Origin of the sequence: Chitinophaga solisilvae (assembly GCF_009928525.1) — a bacterium.
Classification (GTDB): Bacteria; Bacteroidota; Bacteroidia; order Chitinophagales; family Chitinophagaceae; genus Chitinophaga; species Chitinophaga solisilvae.
This window is the reverse complement of the sequence record NZ_JAABOK010000015.1, coordinates 93,646-110,473: the sequence shown is the minus strand read 5'-3', so window position 1 is coordinate 110,473 and position 16,828 is coordinate 93,646. Positions and strand designations below refer to the sequence as shown.

The 16,828-nt window shown below is 46.1% G+C and carries 16 protein-coding genes; 7 read left to right on the top strand and 9 right to left on the bottom strand.

The genetic code is table 11. The features are described 5' to 3' along the window. Window positions 1-9: 9 nt before the first annotated feature. From GWG06_RS25285 to GWG06_RS25275, 3 genes are all read right to left on the bottom strand, one after another. On the bottom strand, window positions 10-921 hold the full coding sequence (locus GWG06_RS25285) for a helix-turn-helix transcriptional regulator (RefSeq protein ID WP_160716940.1): 912 nt from the start codon (window positions 919-921) through the stop codon (window positions 10-12). 1,431 nt (window positions 922-2,352) lie between these two features. Beyond that, window positions 2,353-2,811 (bottom strand): glycosyl-4,4'-diaponeurosporenoate acyltransferase CrtO family protein, encoded by a 459-nt coding sequence (locus tag GWG06_RS25280; protein WP_235938521.1) that lies wholly within the window; start codon window positions 2,809-2,811, stop codon window positions 2,353-2,355. A 131-nt stretch (window positions 2,812-2,942) separates the two neighbouring features. Next, window positions 2,943-3,941: a hypothetical protein gene (locus GWG06_RS25275; protein WP_160716936.1), complete on the bottom strand. Its 999-nt coding sequence runs from the start codon at window positions 3,939-3,941 to the stop codon at window positions 2,943-2,945. Between the two features lie 244 nt (window positions 3,942-4,185). Between GWG06_RS25275 and GWG06_RS25270 the strand changes: the two genes are divergently transcribed. After that, window positions 4,186-4,368 carry a hypothetical protein gene (locus GWG06_RS25270; protein WP_160716934.1) on the top strand — a complete coding sequence of 61 codons (183 nt, stop codon included), beginning with the start codon at window positions 4,186-4,188 and terminating at the stop codon, window positions 4,366-4,368. A gap of 85 nt (window positions 4,369-4,453) precedes the next feature. Here GWG06_RS25270 and GWG06_RS25265 read toward each other — a convergent pair whose 3' ends face one another. The 5 genes from GWG06_RS25265 to GWG06_RS25245 form a co-directional block, all read right to left on the bottom strand. Then, complete coding sequence (locus GWG06_RS25265; RefSeq protein ID WP_160716932.1) at window positions 4,454-4,888, bottom strand: LIC_13387 family protein; 435 nt, start codon at window positions 4,886-4,888, stop codon at window positions 4,454-4,456. 40 nt (window positions 4,889-4,928) lie between these two features. Further along, window positions 4,929-5,537, bottom strand: coding sequence for a hypothetical protein (locus tag GWG06_RS25260; protein ID WP_160716930.1), 609 nt, complete (start codon window positions 5,535-5,537; stop codon window positions 4,929-4,931). Beyond that, the gene (locus GWG06_RS25255) at window positions 5,506-5,886 is read right to left on the bottom strand and encodes a hypothetical protein (protein WP_160716928.1); all 381 of its coding nucleotides are present in this window, start codon (window positions 5,884-5,886) and stop codon (window positions 5,506-5,508) included. Before GWG06_RS25255 ends, GWG06_RS25260 begins: the two co-directional genes overlap by 32 nt. A gap of 62 nt (window positions 5,887-5,948) precedes the next feature. Next, on the bottom strand, window positions 5,949-6,677 hold the full coding sequence (locus GWG06_RS25250; protein ID WP_160716926.1) for a helix-turn-helix domain-containing protein: 729 nt from the start codon (window positions 6,675-6,677) through the stop codon (window positions 5,949-5,951). Window positions 6,678-6,839: 162 nt separating this feature from the next. Further along, on the bottom strand, window positions 6,840-7,745 hold the full coding sequence (locus GWG06_RS25245) for an NmrA family NAD(P)-binding protein (RefSeq protein WP_160716924.1): 906 nt from the start codon (window positions 7,743-7,745) through the stop codon (window positions 6,840-6,842). 586 nt (window positions 7,746-8,331) lie between these two features. Between GWG06_RS25245 and GWG06_RS25240 the strand changes: the two genes are divergently transcribed. The 3 genes from GWG06_RS25240 to GWG06_RS25230 all read left to right on the top strand — a co-directional run bounded on the left by GWG06_RS25240 (window position 8,332) and on the right by GWG06_RS25230 (window position 12,704). Continuing rightward, window positions 8,332-10,362 (top strand): GNAT family N-acetyltransferase, encoded by a 2,031-nt coding sequence (locus tag GWG06_RS25240; RefSeq protein ID WP_160716922.1) that lies wholly within the window; start codon window positions 8,332-8,334, stop codon window positions 10,360-10,362. Window positions 10,363-10,395: 33 nt separating this feature from the next. Next, window positions 10,396-11,376 carry a phytanoyl-CoA dioxygenase family protein gene (locus GWG06_RS25235; protein WP_127033596.1) on the top strand — a complete coding sequence of 327 codons (981 nt, stop codon included), beginning with the start codon at window positions 10,396-10,398 and terminating at the stop codon, window positions 11,374-11,376. Window positions 11,377-11,441: 65 nt separating this feature from the next. Beyond that, complete coding sequence (locus GWG06_RS25230) at window positions 11,442-12,704, top strand: MFS transporter (RefSeq protein WP_160716920.1); 1,263 nt, start codon at window positions 11,442-11,444, stop codon at window positions 12,702-12,704. A gap of 54 nt (window positions 12,705-12,758) precedes the next feature. Here the strand turns inward: GWG06_RS25230 and GWG06_RS25225 are convergent, their stop codons facing one another. Beyond that, the gene (locus GWG06_RS25225; RefSeq protein ID WP_160716918.1) at window positions 12,759-13,358 is read right to left on the bottom strand and encodes a DUF6624 domain-containing protein; all 600 of its coding nucleotides are present in this window, start codon (window positions 13,356-13,358) and stop codon (window positions 12,759-12,761) included. 289 nt (window positions 13,359-13,647) lie between these two features. Here GWG06_RS25225 and GWG06_RS25220 point away from each other — a divergent pair, with 289 nt between their 5' ends. The 3 genes from GWG06_RS25220 (at window position 13,648) to GWG06_RS25210 (ending at window position 16,803) form a co-directional block, all read left to right on the top strand. Next, the gene (locus GWG06_RS25220; RefSeq protein ID WP_160716916.1) at window positions 13,648-14,583 is read left to right on the top strand and encodes an Omp28-related outer membrane protein; all 936 of its coding nucleotides are present in this window, start codon (window positions 13,648-13,650) and stop codon (window positions 14,581-14,583) included. A gap of 103 nt (window positions 14,584-14,686) precedes the next feature. Continuing rightward, complete coding sequence (locus GWG06_RS25215) at window positions 14,687-15,205, top strand: TlpA family protein disulfide reductase (RefSeq protein ID WP_202183114.1); 519 nt, start codon at window positions 14,687-14,689, stop codon at window positions 15,203-15,205. Next, entirely contained in the window at window positions 15,202-16,803 is a 1,602-nt protein-coding gene (locus tag GWG06_RS25210; protein ID WP_160716914.1) for a DUF6029 family protein, read from the top strand. Before GWG06_RS25215 ends, GWG06_RS25210 begins: the two co-directional genes overlap by 4 nt. The last annotated feature ends 25 nt before the right edge of the window (window positions 16,804-16,828 follow it).

Below are 16,828 nucleotides of genomic sequence, written 5' to 3'. Positions count from 1 at the left end.
ATTCAATATTTAATACATCATTTGATTTTTCTCTAATGTCTCTTTTTGAGGTCTGCGGATACGTTGCGGTAATTCCCCGTAGTACTTGAAGAAAGCATGACTGAACTTCGACGCACATTTATACCCAACTTCCCTGGCTATTACAGATACCTTACTCTGGCTGGTTTTAAGCATTTTCAAAGCTTTGCTCATTCTTGCTTCTGTTACATATTCGCTGAATGATTTATTGATCTTACTGAAAACCTGTTTTGCCCTGTATTCACTGATCAGGAATTTTTCGGTAATTGTATTTAACCGCAATGGCATTTTTAAATTATTTTCGATAAAAAAAATAATGTCGTAGAATAATTTTTCATCACCTGCTAACTTCAGATTTCCCTGATGACTATACCTGTTTAATTGTTGTTCGTAATAATTAAACAGTAATTCATAAGTTTTTATGACCAGATAGTATTCCAGATTTTTTCCTCTTAGCTGACTGTCAATAATATCCTGTAAGCAATTGTTTAGTTTAGCTCCTATTTTATAACTGACCGGCATCCCGTTCGGATGTAACTCCTTTGAGTTGAGAAACAGGAGGGGGGATACCTTGAAATAATAGTCTGTAGATATTAATTGCTCTGCGGATATGGCCAGCTGGAACAGATGCCGGGTTCCGGCAGGAATCTGCTGATGGAATGTACCTGGTTCTATATGCTGAACGGAATACTCGCCGGAGACATTGGCTTTGTTTGGTAATAAGGAAACAGCGTTACAAAAAGTCGGGATAAAAAAGCTGATAATAAATCCGGCATTATCATGCTGACAGCAAAATGTTGTTTTTTCATCGGTTTTGATGTCAAGAATGTTAATTATAAAACCATCTGCTACCAATGACCGCTTTATGTAAGGTGAAGTGCATTTTTTCTTCGGATCTCTCATACTGACTTATTTTAAGGGTTAGTAATAATCGGGCCGGATGGTTAGGAACATAGGTTGCCTGCTCACCTCAGTTATTTGTGAGTTAAGGATATTCAATACTTGAATGAGATAATTATCCAGGCTACAGCAAAAAGTGAAAAAGACCAGACGATGATAATTTACGTTAATACAGGTGTTGAAGAAAAAACGTTTTCTCCAAAGAATTTATTTGTATTGATTTAACGAAGTTATCTTCTGCTGTGTCAGTGCTTTTTTTCTTATAGCCTTCTGGGTTATGATATTTCCTCCTTGAAGCCGGGTTTAATAAAAAGATAATAATTGACCAAATTTATTCCGGGATATGTCTCTGGAAATTACTGAAAACGTTGGCCAACTGATATAGTATGCTTTCAATCCATTTTACTGTGAGCAAATCTGAAGAGCAGGTGAGCGGCCGTTATCCCGATGGCTGTACGGCCGGCAGATAAAGGCTGTGATAACCGGTAACCTCTGGGTTGGAAAGCTATACGGTCAGTTATGTTTTTAATTCAGCTGCAGCAATAGCAACCTTATTCCCTGAAATAACAACTTGTTTTTTTAGACAATATCAACGCTTTCAGGATTGTTGTCAGCTGAAGATTCTTTTGCTGTAACTTATTGAGATATTCCAGTGTATTTGCTGCATATTACCGATTGGATGAAATTGTTTTGTTTAACAAAACACTGGAAGGTATAGCCATCGCTTCGTGATATCATATTTTAGCATATAGTATCTGTATATTTCTTATATCGGACAAAAGGTTCATTCCCCATTTCTGAATGCTGAGACCTCGGTTGCGGAAGTTGAAATATTTTCATAAACATACTTTATGCTGTATAGTTATAAATACCTTTCTGAAAGGTATTCGCCACTATAGATTTATTATGCGTAATATCAATGAGTCTGTTAAGTGATAGTTGGCAACTGGTAAGATTATTAACGCGCTGCTCATTATCTCTCTCCTTTCAATAAAGATAGGAATCATCTATGAGGTATCCTATAATTTTCGGTACGCTGTTCAGATGAATTAATATGCCGTTTTGTTGAAGTATGCTGATGATAGTGAGACGTGTAGCCGCTTGAATGGATATTTGCCCAAGGATCATTACTTCCTCAATTGAGACGTGGCAAGGACATTAAGCTGCTGATGACAACTACGGAATGAAATGCCGTATCAGCATAGTAAAAGAATGGATTGCTTGTCTACGTGTAGTCGGCACAGTTATTGAGGGCGTGAAGTGTGATGGGGCCGGTGAATGGCAATGTGTTGAAATCCGATTGATCCTGGTTGAATAAACATACCACGGCAGTTACTGGCCGATAGAGTATATTATACTGAAAGGATTCGGCACAAGTTTGTACGGAAGCCTTTCAGTATACGATAGTGCAAAGCTGTTTTTGTACCAATATCCTTATCTCCGTTTACTTAAAGCAAGGACTCTTGCTATCCGCGGACGGTTATACCGTTGCAGTAAAACCGGATAAACATTTAAGAGAACATTTAATACCAGCAGCCCGAAGGATTTGACAATGCCATATCTGAATGCTACGAAAATATTAAACCCCAGAACGATGAAGAAGATAATGACATGCCCCAGTTCATTCTTTTTTGTCTGGTAATGCAGATGCATCAAAGCTCCGGTACCTTTCTCCACGGGATTGGCTTTTTTATTGAGTTTTTCCCAACCGGTCCAGAGCAGCAATTTTCTGAAAATATTTATTCCAAGGTATTCGTATATCTTCCCTTTCTGTTCCCATCCTTTTTCATGATAGTAAGAAGAAGTAAGCTGGCTCTTCAGGGCTTCCGTAAAGGCAAGCACACATAGCATCAGCAGGAAATTCAACGCCCACGCAAACGATAGGCGATCCATTGCAATATATTTAACCAGTGCAGAGATGGCGGCAATGGTAATTACAGGAATTAAAATTAAAGTGATTGTTCTCTTCATTTATTGCTTCATTTAGTCTGCAGAAGACCGGAATATATTTCAGCTGTACAGTTTTACCGGCAGCCGCAGGCAGTATGTAACTGTTGCACAATTGTTTTCGGATGGGCGGAGAATACATCGGGTTCCCAGTTTTTAAGACCCGTTTTGTCGAGGATGAGGAACATGGCAAGTCCTTCTTCCTGTGACCATTGGTTCCGCTTCCGCCGCATGCCCTCTACAGCGGTGGCGTATGTAAATCCTCCGCCGGACGGAAGCTGCAACCAGTATAAACCCGAAAACTGCCCCAACCCCTCCATTGTCAGGAAGATATCGTCCAGCTCCCGTAAGATCTCTTTGCCGGCGGTGAAGTAGCTGGTCTGCCGCTGGCGCAGCATCCGCAATGCATCGCAGGTCAGTTTTTTTGTGGTGCGCTGATCCGGATGAAACGCAGCCTGGTAAAAAAGGTTGGTTTCTTCTTTCCACTTTGCCGTATACACACTGTCTTTTGAAAAAAGGTGCTGCACAATATCGTCGGAAAGAGGCGGATCGTGGAACGGATGTTTTTGCTCGATGGCAGTTACAGTTGCGCCCATACCCTGTTGCTGGCGGGTGTGCGCAAATTCGTGGAGGAATACGGCGGTAACAAGTTTATCCAGCCCAAGTTCCCTGCTTTCCACGCCCGTGTTTTTCCAGAAGCGGGGCGTAGCCATTACGAAGAAGGGATTTCCTGCCGAATCAGCTGCTGCAAAAGACATGAGGCCCAGCGGAACTGATTGCCCGTCAGGGATGCGCAACGTGCCGTTGTGGGCGCCGGTATACCACTGCATTTCCTTTCCTCCGGGGCCGGGCGCAGTGAAACGCGCGTCGGTTGCCGAACGTGGAATGGTGGAATAATAGGAGGAGTCGTCATACAGAAAGATGGCCGGAACGGTGTCGGACGGGCCGAACCTGTTACGGCAAACCAGATCCCAGGCAGAGAACCATGCCTGTACACCGTTCATTCCCGGTGGAACGGATTGTGATGATGCGGTGTTGCTGATAAGCAGTAACAGCATGAGAATAAGGTGGCGCATAAGTATACTTTGTCGGGTAAATAGATTTTGGTTTTGCTGATGGGAATTGCACACCGTACATTTCACCTGCATGCAACGAAACATTTTTACAAATGTAATCACCAGGTCTGACTTAGTCAACTGCCGCGTTGAGGTGTTTACTGATATGCGGCAATTTCAGTATCTTTTATATAGCAAAACACTGGCGATTCCTCCAGCCTGGCCTGAGATAACGGACACATCTTAACCTGTAATACTTTTATCTATGAAAAAGAAAAATTTCCCTCCGGAGAAAAAGTTAACATTAAAAAAACTGATAGTTGCTGAAATTAAATGGCCGGATAACATCAGCGGCGGAAAGGGTTCGCTGACATATGAAACCTGCAGCCGCTGTATCAGCATGTGTTTTCAGTGCTTTGAAACATTGTCCGGCTGTGAGACATGTTAATGGTGCAGCTGCAGGCATTGTAAATTGTTATCATTGCAAAAGACAAGGTACGGCCAACCGTACCTTGCCTTTTGCGCTCATTTGTTTACCTCTCCGGCCGGGTAGTTAAAATAATCAGATAGCCTGTAATCAGTAAAACCAGTGGTACTGCCATGCTGATAACAAAAGGTGGAATGAGATACCTGTTTCCCGTCCAGAGGAAAAAACCGATAGTGATAATATAAAGGCATATGATGTAATGCTGGCGGCATAAAAAAGGAAACTGCCTTACAGCAAGATAAAGCAGGAGAGCGCCTGTAAAAACGAGGCTCATGCCAAACATGGCATGAAAGCCTATCCATAGGTCCCAGACAATACCGGCCGGGCTCATCTGAATGGTGGATGATTGCATTAATGTCATCAGCTCCCTGTTTTCAGGGTAAAGGTCCTGCGAAAAAAAGATGCCATGTACATGCATTACTCCGCAAGTAAGCAGGATGGATGCTGCTATGAGGAAACTGATCTTTATAGTCTTATTCATATCCTATGTTATAAAAATGCTGAAAAAGGGATGCATGGCTTCAATCACGGCCTGCGGAATATTCTCTTATCATCCGGTATACATTCAGAATTATTAATAGTACAGCTATCACCAGGAAGGTGGTATACAGCCTGGAGGGCGACAAATTCCGCGTGGGAGAAGTGAGCCGGCGCTGATAGGTAAGAATGAATACCATGGCTGTTAACAACAGGGGGAGATAGGAGAAAACAGCCTGCTTCAGAAAGCCGGCTGTTTTATGTACTGTTAGCGGCAATATGGCAATCAGGGCATAAACAATTGTTCCCGGTATATTTTCAGGCTGTAATAGTATACGGTCCGCATAATAATGATGTATACCTATATATGCCAGGTGAATAAAATGATTGATAGAGAATGTAAACACCAGTATCCGGAAAAACCTTTTCCATACTGCGTTCGAAAGGATATTCCTGATACCTTTAATGCCTGTTCCTGTCAGGATAATGCATAGTATGATAAAGGAGGTTCTGGCAGAAAACCTGGCTGCATACAGCGAAGAAAGTACTGGGTCCGGACTTAAACAGGCAGCTGTAACGCCTGTGAGTACTCCCCAGATAAGAACGGAAACAGCAACGGCCCTATAACTGTAATCCCGGTAAATTAACTTCATAGCTGCTTCTTTTATTTACGGTTACGGCATGTTTCCAGGCTGTTATGAGTATCGTTGCCAGGATGAAATCCAGTACAATTACCTGTGGTTCGGGTATAATGAAGCAAAGGATGATCATGAACAACAGCATAGCCAGGTTGGTGATGAAACAAATATTCCTGGTAAGCGGAATACGGAGGATGAAGTGGAGGATATTTATAAAACCCATTAACAACAGGGCAAGGCCTCCTGAAAAGAACCACATTTTTTCCTCCGGGGTGACGGCATCTTTATTAAAAAAAGTATAGCCCATATGGCCGGAGGCATACATGAAAATAAGGACTATCAAAGCCTTGTACAGTCTGATCATATCGCTTTTTACTGCAAAGCTATTGCCCGGATGGTTGCCTGTGTTTGTAAAAAAGCGACATTTTATTTTCCGCCCGGTGTGCGCAGGGCTATTTTTTTAAACGATTTGGTAAGATGGGCATGGTCGTAGTAACCTGCCTCCAGCGCGATGCCCAGCAGCGTTTCTCCATCGGATTTCCCTTTCAGGAGCTGTTGTGTGCGGATATATTTTGCCACATGACAGAATTGTTTGGGAGAAAGCCCTACCAGTTTTTTAAACGTACGTTCTGTCTGCCGTTTGGATCTGTTGCATGCCGCTGCTATTTCTTTCAGGGTGGTGTTGCCGCCGCAGGCTATAATGGAGGAGAGGGATTTCAGGGCCGGATTATCAAATGTTCTTAATCTCTTTTTGTAAAAAGCGTCGAGTGCTGCTACCGGCGATTGTTTCAGGAGGTTCAGACCGGGAACATAGCTGTCATCCACCGGAATACAATTGTCGCGTATATCTCCCAGGGAGGAGGGCGGATAAAAATAGCCGAAGCAGCCGGGGATAAAACGGATTCCCAGTAAGCGTACTCCCGGCGGCACGGCTTCATGAATAGCCGCTGTCAGCGCTCCACCCAGATAAATGCCGCCTGCTTCCAGCGTTATATTTTTCTGATGTACGGTAAACGGATCTCCGGTATTCACGATCACGTCAATGCAGCCATCGGGATGCAGGGTGTCAAAGGCAGCATCTGCCCCTGTAAGCTCCCAGTAACATTGAATGTAGGCGCTTAGGGTAATATCCGGATTAAAGTACTTGAATGGCATAATCTTTATCGGTTCAGCCGTATGTTAAAGGTAGGTAAGTTTGCGGTACCAGTCAACGGCGTGATGGCCGGCCTGCGGAGATGGCTATTATTAAATATGTATATACAGCCGGGCCCCTGACAGGATATTCCTGCCAGGGGCCCGGCTGTACAGACTGCTGTTTTATTGACCCTTATACACCGCTGCAAATTCTTTCGCAAAGTCTTTCAGTTTCACCTTGCCCAGCACCGGTTTATGCTGATGGTAATCTTCATAAAGCGCTCCGCTGCCCTGACTTTCCTGCAGTTCTATAAAACCTCTTGCCACCTGTTCGTTAAATCCGATGCTCAGCCAGTTATCCAGCAGCTGCTGACCCGGAACCACCAGCCATTTCAGATCGGGCTGGCCAATCGCTTCTCCCAGCGTCTTCGCAATATCATTCGGAGAAACTTCATCGCTGGCCACGTAGCGGATGGTTTTACCGGCAAAGGGTTGGTCTACCTCCTCGGCAATGACGGCAGCAATATCTTTCGGCGAAACCCAGGGCTCTTTTACATCACCACCGTAATTGGAAATGATGGATCCCTGGGACCTGATATGATGCATAAAGGAGAACATGTTGATATAGAAGCTGACCGGACGGATGAACTTGATGGCAATATCATCCGGCAGTTGCCGGAGAATGCTTTCAACATTGTGGTGAAAACGGATGATGCCTGTTCCCTTGTTCGTGTGCGCACCGATACTGCTGAGATGTATCACCTGTTTTACACCGGAGCGTATTACCGCCGCTTTGTAATTTTCTCCGATTTTAGTAATGTCGCCGATAAAATCTACTGATTTATCAAACATATCACCCACGGCCTCCATTGTTTCCATCAGGTAAACGATATCTGCGCCCCTGAAGGTTTCTGCCAGGAAGCCCGCATCCTGTAACCTGCCAACAGCCGCTTTGGCGCCGAGGTTTTCAATAGCTTGCTGACGATCCTTGCTGCTGGTGATGACCGTGACGCTATGGCCGTTGTTCACCAGCATGGCAGTGAGTGGCTGACCAATGTTGCCGAGCGAACCTGTAAGTACGATATTCATATTGTTGTATTTTTTGTTGATACAAAATTCTGCATAAGCGATACAACAGCTGTAGCCAAAAGCCACTAAGTTGTAGCCGAAAGAGGGAGCGGGTAAATATCGGAATGAGCCAGGAACGGCCTTCATTGCGTGTTTTTCAGGTTTCATTACCAGCGGGGCATATCCGTCATTTTAAATTACTGCAGCTGCATTGCTGTGAGCATCTGTAGTTTTGTGCGCAGAAAGTGCGGGGACCATGTCAATATATAAGCAAAACCCACTTTTATGTTTTTTCGGAAAACCCATTAAAGGACACATTGCCATCATTACACTATTGTTTAATAATTAACCATGTTTTATTTATGATGAGGACAGCCACTTCAGGGTGTTAATCCATTACCCGTATATGTCAGAAATGATGTGAATTTCCCAGTCATACACCACTTGTTAATCCGGATAGTTACCAGTACTTATAGTGCTGCGCCATTGTATATGGTATAAACACGGAAACCCGACATACAGTCACTTATCTATAATGTCAGGACAGCTTACAAAGCTGTGTGCCTGGCGTTGCAATCATCTATTGACATTAAAAATCAATTTAACCATGCAAGGTGTATCCTACCAGCTACAGAACAATGGCCGGACATTCCCGTCGGCCGGTGTAGAAACTCCGTTATCAGAATGTGAGACATTGTTGGCAGACCTCAAAAGGAACGCTGACGAACGGGAACAGGCCCGTATCCAGGGAGATCCGCTGCTTTCCCAGGAATTGAATTTTCAATGGGAGAAAGGATTTCAGCAGATCCGTTCCCAGATAAAAACGTACCGGCGCGAATTTGATCTGGATGAGATTTCGTCCATCTTCGCTATCAGCACTACCAGAATTGAAGACCTGAACCTGCACCGTATCTGGCTTGGCGGAGATCTGTCTGATTCATGCAGACAAGCCATCTACCAGTGGGAGTTGCTGAATCAGCATCTGCGGCAGCAGCATCAGAAAAGTATGCAGTCATACCTCTGGGTATGGGATGAAGAACAGCTGCTGAACAGCCCTCATTTTATTGCAGACAGTACCGCTTTCCCCCGCGATGCCGTTGTGGGAGCCTATTGCTTCGGGCCAGTGAAACTATGGGTACGTTCCTTATCCGTCATCCTCAAAAGAGAAAGGCCGCATTTATGGGAACGTTTACAACTCCTGTATGCAGGAGGGTATTATGTGAACCTGTCTGATTACACCCGTTTTTTTATCCTGGAGAAAGAAGGAGGTATTTATATTGATGCAGATACCATCCCCCACAGGTATACCGCCCTCATGCTGCGTTTCCCGGAGGTGCCTGCAGATACAACGCTCAGCTGCCTGAACTCCTTCCGGGATGAAGACGGTTTTATCCTCGCATCGCCGGGCGACCCGTTTATGCGCGATATGCGTAAGCATCTCGAAGCGCATGTGGCAGGTATTGAAAAGGAAATGCTGCAGGATGCTGCCCATCGGGAAACGGTAGAACGGAATTTCTTCAACAGCTTTTACGAAATATGGAGTACCGCTTTAACCAGGAGGATACTGGATTACAGTACCTTCTTTGATCGTTATTCCATTTTAGGACCGATGGAGCGGGAAGAACTGCCCATCGGGATATTCGGTATGCGCGTGCTGTTTGAAGCCCGCCTTGGCAATCAGCTGGTGCCGCTGACAGCCGGTGAACAGGCGCATTATGATACCGTGATACAGCGCCTGGAACAAACCGGCTGGTCATTGCCGAATGCGCTTGACCTGGAGAAACATATTTCCCTGCTGCATCATGAAGAAAGACTCCGTGTGGTTTACTTCACCCAGCTGCGCAATACGGATGACCTGTTTAACTATTATTCCGTCAATTCAAAAGATCCGCAGCTGGACAAAGTCAACAACCTGTTCGCCCGGTATATGATTGCACGGAATACCGCACAGATCCGTCAGGGTAATTTCTGGTATCCGCAGGAAGACGTTCCTGTGGAAGGAAGAAATGCCTCGCGCAGAAAGAAGGCACAGCAGGTTTTCTGGATAAAAGGCAACCGTGCAGCAGAAGACGATCAGATACGCCTCGGTAAGCTGCTCTACAGCACCGGCTATTACATCGACTATTATTCTTACCGGAATAAGCCGGGATACAATTTTGAAACACTGTACCGCAAACAGAATGTAGAACCTTTTCTCCCTCAGTTTGAACTATGCTATAATGCAGACGGAGAATGGATCGGCGCCTTCCGGCCGGAAGTGCTGTCAGCACAGGAAAGTAATGAAGTCAGCATCAAGGGCGACTTTCATTACCGGGATGAAATGCGGGAGGTGGAAGAAAATTATCTCCGCTTTCTCCGCCTGCATCAGCAGGAAGGCGATTGTGCCATTCATTCCGTTATTATTGACCCGCGCTTCCAGGGGCAGGGCTATTTTCATGCCATGCTGCAACATATGCTGCAGACAGCCCGGCAACGGCAATGCCGGCGGCTTACGCTTACCGTCTGGGAAAACAACCCGGCGTCACGGCTGTACCAGCATCTGGGATTCGTCTGCCAGGGTGGATCAGATCACCTTTACCCGTTATTTTTTGACCGCTTGCTGTTTTTAACCCTGGACCTGAAAGCGTCCGGATTGTAAGCCCATTTTCTAACCTTCCTTAAATGTAAAAATATGATGCAGGCTCAAAGAAATGAGAATGCTGTGGGTACCAATACCCCGGCGGAACGTAATCCGTCTACGAATGTAGTTTTTTCCTCCAGGCTGAATGACCGTGTTAAGCAGCCGGTGCTGAAAGTATTGTCAGAAGAAGATTGGCAGTGCTGGATACAGTACGGATATGTGGTAGTGAAAGCGGCCATTTCTCCTGAACAGGCGGATAAAACAGCGCAGGCTATCTGGGATTTTGAAGAGCTGGATGCTGCCGATCCGCACACCTGGTATCCCGGAGAGAAAGTTGCGCTGAAAAAAGAATATAAAAGTTTTAACAGCGGGATGGTAGAACTCTATCATCACCAGGCGCTCTGGGATAACCGGCAGCATCCCCGTGTTTATAATGCTTTTGCGGACGTTTGGGGGCAGGAAGATCTCTGGGTAACCATTGACCGCGTGAACTTAAATTTACCGCCATATCCGGGGCTTTCCTTTGATATGGTCAAACACTGGGATTATGATCCGGAGAACAGTTCTGATAATGTGCAGGGTGTACTTTCCCTGTCGGACCAGACAGATCTTTCCGTTGGCGGCTTTACCTGCTATCCGTCTATCTTCCGGAAAGAAGATTTCCTGCAGTGGAAAGCGCGTCAGCCGGAAGACTGGAACTGGTACCGCCCTGATGTATCGGACCTGGAACAGACCGCCGTTGGTTTAGGGAAAGGAGATCTGCTGATTTTTAACAGCCGCCTTTGCCATGGCATCCGTCAGAATGTTTCGCTCAACAAGGCGCGTATCGCTCAGTATATTTCCATGTCTCCCGCGCAGGAAGAAAATGCGGAGCTGCGGGAGTGGCGTATTCATGCCTGGGAAAACCGGGAGGCCCCCAAAGGATATTCCTTTTACGGAGATCCCCGTCATTGGGAGCGGGACCGGCAGGAAACTGCGCGGCTGACGATCCTGGGCGAGAAGCTCCTGGGAAAACGTTCATGGGCTTCATAGCCTTACCCTGACCGGCAGGCCGGCGCCTGCGGTTTATTTATCCACTTCACACCGTATTTGTATTTATGACAACTTTAATGAACCCTGTTGCACGGAAAGCTATTCCTGCCTATAGGCCGCTATCCCGGAGAACATTATTTTTTCTGGTGGCGCTGGTGTTGTTCGAGTTTTCAGTGTATATCAGTAATTCTATGGTGCAGCCCTGCATGCTCCGCATTGTCACAGAGTTTCACGCGCCTGAAGCGTGGCTGGCCTCTTCGGCCAGTGCCTTCCTGCTGGGAGCTGCTTTATTTCAGGTTTTTTATGGTCAGCTGACAGATCGTTTTGGCAGGCGGCCGGTCATGATAGGAGGCGGCTGCCTTTTCCTGGCGGCCTGCATAGCGGCACTCTGGGTTGCCGACATCCGGATCTTTGCGCTCCTGCGTGTTTTGCAAGGGTCGGGTATGTGCCTGATTGCAGCAGTAGGCTATGTGGCAGTACAGGAAGCCTTCCCGGAAAAGAGAGCCGTTACCGTGATTGCGCTGATGACCAATGTGGCATTGCTGTCGCCGGTGGTAGGGCCGGTTTCAGGCGCTTTTCTGATGGAGTTTGCTCATTGGCGGTGGGTCTTTGGGGTCATCATTATCCTCTCCGGTATTTCACTCTGCGGACTTTACCGGTTTATGCCTGAAACACTGCCTGTAATACGCCGTAGCACCGGCTTGTCTTTTTCAAAACTGGCCGCAGACTACCGGGAGCTTTTCCGCTATTCTTCTTTTTTGCAGAATACGTTTGCAGTGCCCGCGCTGATGCTGCCGGTTTTTGCATGGAGTGCCATGGCGCCCAAACTCATCATGGTGGATCAGGGCGTGTCATCATTGAATTATGCGCTGATTCAGATTCCCGTCTTTCTCGGCCTGATTGCAGGAAATGTAATTCTGGCCTGGAAAACACGGGCCTGGCCGCTGGGCAGGTCGGTGATAGCGGCTTTACCTGTTTTAGCAGTGGGCGTAGTGTTGCTATGGGCGGCAGCCTGGTACGGACAACGCACGTATCTCATTGCAGCCATGACCTGCTTTACACTCGGACAAGGCATGTCCTGTGGGGTGCTGATGCGGTTTGCCTTAATGGAAAGCCATCTGACAAAGGGAACGGTGGCATCGGCGATCAGCCTGATTACCCTCTCGGTTTACTTTACAGGGATACAGGTTTCCAATCTGGCTGTTCTGCGCTGGGGCCTGTGGGGCTTCGTGGCCATAGTTACCTGCTCTTTTGCGGTATATGGCCTCTTATCCGGCCCCGTTCTGCGGCGGAATATGGAGAAGCGGAAAGCTGCAGAAAACACCTGAACAGCATATAGCAGTTTACAGAAGCAGCGCCTGTTATCAGGCGCTGCTTCCGTATTATTTTATCCAGCCTGTTTTTTTCCTCCATTGGTTCATGTCATGTTTTCTTTTGTCTGCATCTGCCGGAGGCGTTTGGTTTTCAGATGCAACCCGTTGTCTGATAAGTGCTGTCTGCTCTTCAAGGGTGTTAAGTCCTATACGTTTCCGTCTTTCATTGACCCGCGTTACATCATCAAAATGGTTAGGAGATAACGCTCCGTTTTCATCCCAGTCAAATTGAGTGCCGAAGAGCTGCGGCGCGCCTTCCAGTACAGCTATACGGTCCGTCAGATAAGCTAAGCTGACAGGGTCTGCCTTGTTTTCACTGACGGCATTTTCCAGCAGATGCCTGCATTTTTTCAGGAAGCCGGGCTGCCCGATAGCGTGCTGAATAATCAGCCAGGCAGCTTCGCTGGCTGCTTTACCTACCTTGTCAATGGTCGGGTAGCCAATTACATCGATGATGTCATTTAAGATCTCTGCATTCCTGTTGTGCAGTGCTTCCATTGACGGATCATATCCGTCAGAGAGTTTTCCTTTCCGGATAAGTTCATCTCTGAGTTGTTCATCCTGATTTTTCAGGTCAATGATTTTATCAGCAATATTATCTGTATTCATAAAATATTTTCAGCCATACATGATTCCTGGTAAGGTACTAAATATAAGTCATGGCGAAATGCAATACAGTCTTCGTTTTTGTGTCTTTCCCGAAAAAAAATAAAAAAAAGTTTCATTCCGGAGGGTAAAAATAACCAGCCGCGGTATATACTTATTGAAGACCACACAGAAGATATTACCATACTGCAGCCACAGGCATGCAGGAAGAGATTATTTGCCCGGTAGAACAGAACGCTGCATCAAAATAAATCCAATTAAAACCCAGGAATTTAAATCAAAAAAGTACTTTATGCAATCAAAATCCATTCTGCGCCTGGCAGGCATTGCCCTGCTGTCAGGCTTCATGCTCATGACATCGTGCTCCAAAAAAGACAGTACCAGCCCCGGCGGTGGGGGAGATACCACTAAACCCGGTGGTATAGAAACAGGTGCACCGGAAACCTATACCAAAAAAGTGCTGGTGGAAGAATTTACAGGCACCTGGTGCGGCTGGTGTCCGCGTATGCCTGTACTGCTCGAAAAACTCCATAAAAAATATCCTAACCTCATTGTAACGGCCTTCCATGGCAGCGATACCTTCGATATCGGTAAAGATATAAGATCTACCATTGAAGATAAACTGGGCGTACAGGGATATCCTACCAGCAAACTGGAAAGAGTCACAGATCTCGACTGGTACGATAAAAACAACAATATTAATTATGGTCAGGCAGACTCGGTTGTAAACTCCTTCATTAAGAAGAAAGCTGTACTGGGCCTGGGTATCATCAGCACTGTTAATGGCAGCACGCTTAATATAACCGTTAAAGTGGGTATGGGACAGGCGCTGAACATAGCGAAAGCTAAAATTATGGTGTACATCCTGGAAAGCGATCTGAAAGGCCCGAAACAAACCAACTACTATTCTGACCCCAGGGTGATAGATGATTATAAGAATGATCCGGACCTCGGCCCGCTGACCAAACTGCCGCACGACATTACCGGATATACCTATAACCATGTTATCCGCAAAGTGCTGACTGATGCCAGGGGCGATGAAATCCCCGCTACGCATAAAATCAAAGGCGCTGTGTATTCAAAAGATTACAGCATCGATATCAGTAAGTACAAAGCTGCCAACTGCCAGATTATTGCTCTGGTATACGGTCAGGATGATGAAGGCAAGCTGGTGGAGAACTATAATTCACAGGTAGTGGCAGCCGGACAAACACAGAAGTTTGATTAATAGCTGTATTGCCAATATAACACTCGCATATACTCCGGTAGCCATGAGCCGTAAATCAGCCTGGTAGTATGGTTGCCGGAGTATTAATACTAAAACAGACAACATGGGAAAAAAAACAGTATCAGTTTATATGATGGCGGCAGCGCTCTTCTGCTGTACCATCGCTGTTGCACAGGAGAATAAAAGCCAGCAGAAACTACCCAACGTACAGGTAAAGGATCTGGAAGGAAAGATGGTATCCGTCAATACCTTTTCCAATAACGGCAAACCAATCATCATCAGTTTCTGGGCTACCTGGTGCAAGCCATGTATTTCCGAACTGGAATCTATCGCAGATGATTATGATAACTGGAAGAAAGTATCCGGTGTAAAACTGATCGCTGTTTCCATTGACGATGCCAGAACCAGCGCAGGTATAAAATCTGTCGTTTCCTCACGGGGATGGCAGTACGAAGTATACAATGATTATAACAAGGACCTGTACCGGTCACTGGGCATTGCCAATGTACCTTATACTGTTATACTCAACGGAGACGGTACCGTGGCAGAAAGACATGCCGGATACAATCCGGGAGATGAATATCATTTGCTGGAAGCTGTGAAAAAATTAGCAGGATTATGAAGAAATGGATATTGGTTGTCCTCATCGCAACGGGGACCGGTAACATGTTATCAGCGCAGGAAATACCCGGAAAGCTCAGCGGCGGACTGGAATCAAACAATCAGTTTTATGTGGATGATAAAGCAACCAAGGCACAGGCGCCCCGTGATAAAATAGGCACGAACAGTTACTTTACCTTAAACTATACGCTGAAGAATTTTTATGCCGGTATTCAGCTGGAATCTTATCTGCCGGTACTGATGGGGTATCCGGAAGGACTGAAGGGTACGAAACTCACGCACCGCTTTGCAGGATACCGGAACGATAAAATTGATATTACGGCCGGACATTTTTATGAACAGTTTGGCAACGGACTTATCTTCCGTTCCTATGAAGAAAGGCAGCTGGGAATAGACAATATCATGGATGGGGTGAATGTCCGCTTCACGCCGCTGAAGAGTATCCGCTTCAAAGCCCTGTATGGTCTGCAGCGTGTGCTGATGGAGAACGGAGACGGCATTGTGCGCGGCGCTGACCTGGAACTGGATCTGCTGGACCTGCTGAAGGTAAGGCAGGCCTGGGGGCTCACCATCGGTGGTAGCGTCGTGAATCGTTATCAGAAGTATACCGGCCCGGATGAAACATTTCCGCCGGAAGTAAATGCCTATTCTGCCAGGCTCGGTTTAACACATGCCCATTACAATCTGAACATTGAATATGTAAACAAAAGCGCTGACCCGACGGAGCTTAACAAAAATATCCTGAAGAAAGGTTCCGTGCTGTATATCAACCAGACGATCACCACCAATAAAAATCTGAGCATGGATATAGCTTTCCGCCGGGTGGAAAGCATGGATTTCAGGACAGACAGAACGCAGAAGGATAATATTGCAATGGTAAATTATCTGCCTGCCTTAACAAAGCTATATACCTATTCCCTGCCCAATATTTATCCCTATGCCACGCAAACCATGGGCGAAATAGGCGGGAAGGCAGATATCTACTATCACCTTAAAAGAGGAAGCGCACTGGGCGGGCATTACGGCACCAAGCTGTCGCTCACGGCCTCCCTGTATCGTAACCTGGATACCGTCAGGTTAAAATCAAAGGAAGGATTCAGTGCGGCATTCTGGAAGTTCGGTCCCACCGAATTATACCGGGATGTAAATGTCAGCATGGAAAGAAGATGGTCGCCACTGGTGAAAACTATCTTTTCCTACATGAACCTTCATTACAACCAGGGGTATATCCAGGGGCCGGGATTCGGTATGGTACATGCAGATATTGCCATGGCGGATGTATTGCTGAATTTTAACAGAAAACACGCCTTACGCGTGGAAGCACAGCATATGTGGACAGTGGACGATGAAAAAAACTGGGCCGCCGCATTGCTGGAATACAGCTATGCGCCCCGCTGGTCTTTTTTTGCCAGCGATATGTTCAACTATCAGTCAAAAAAAATACACTATTTCAGTTTTGGAGGAGCCTGTAATTACAAAGCAGCACGCGTGTCATTGAGCTATGGCAGACAGCGTGCAGGATTATTGTGCGTGGGCGGCATTTGTAGAATGGTGCCGGCGTACAGCGGAGCAAATCTGTCTTTTACCTACAATTTTTGAGTTAATTACGAATTACGAATTGCGA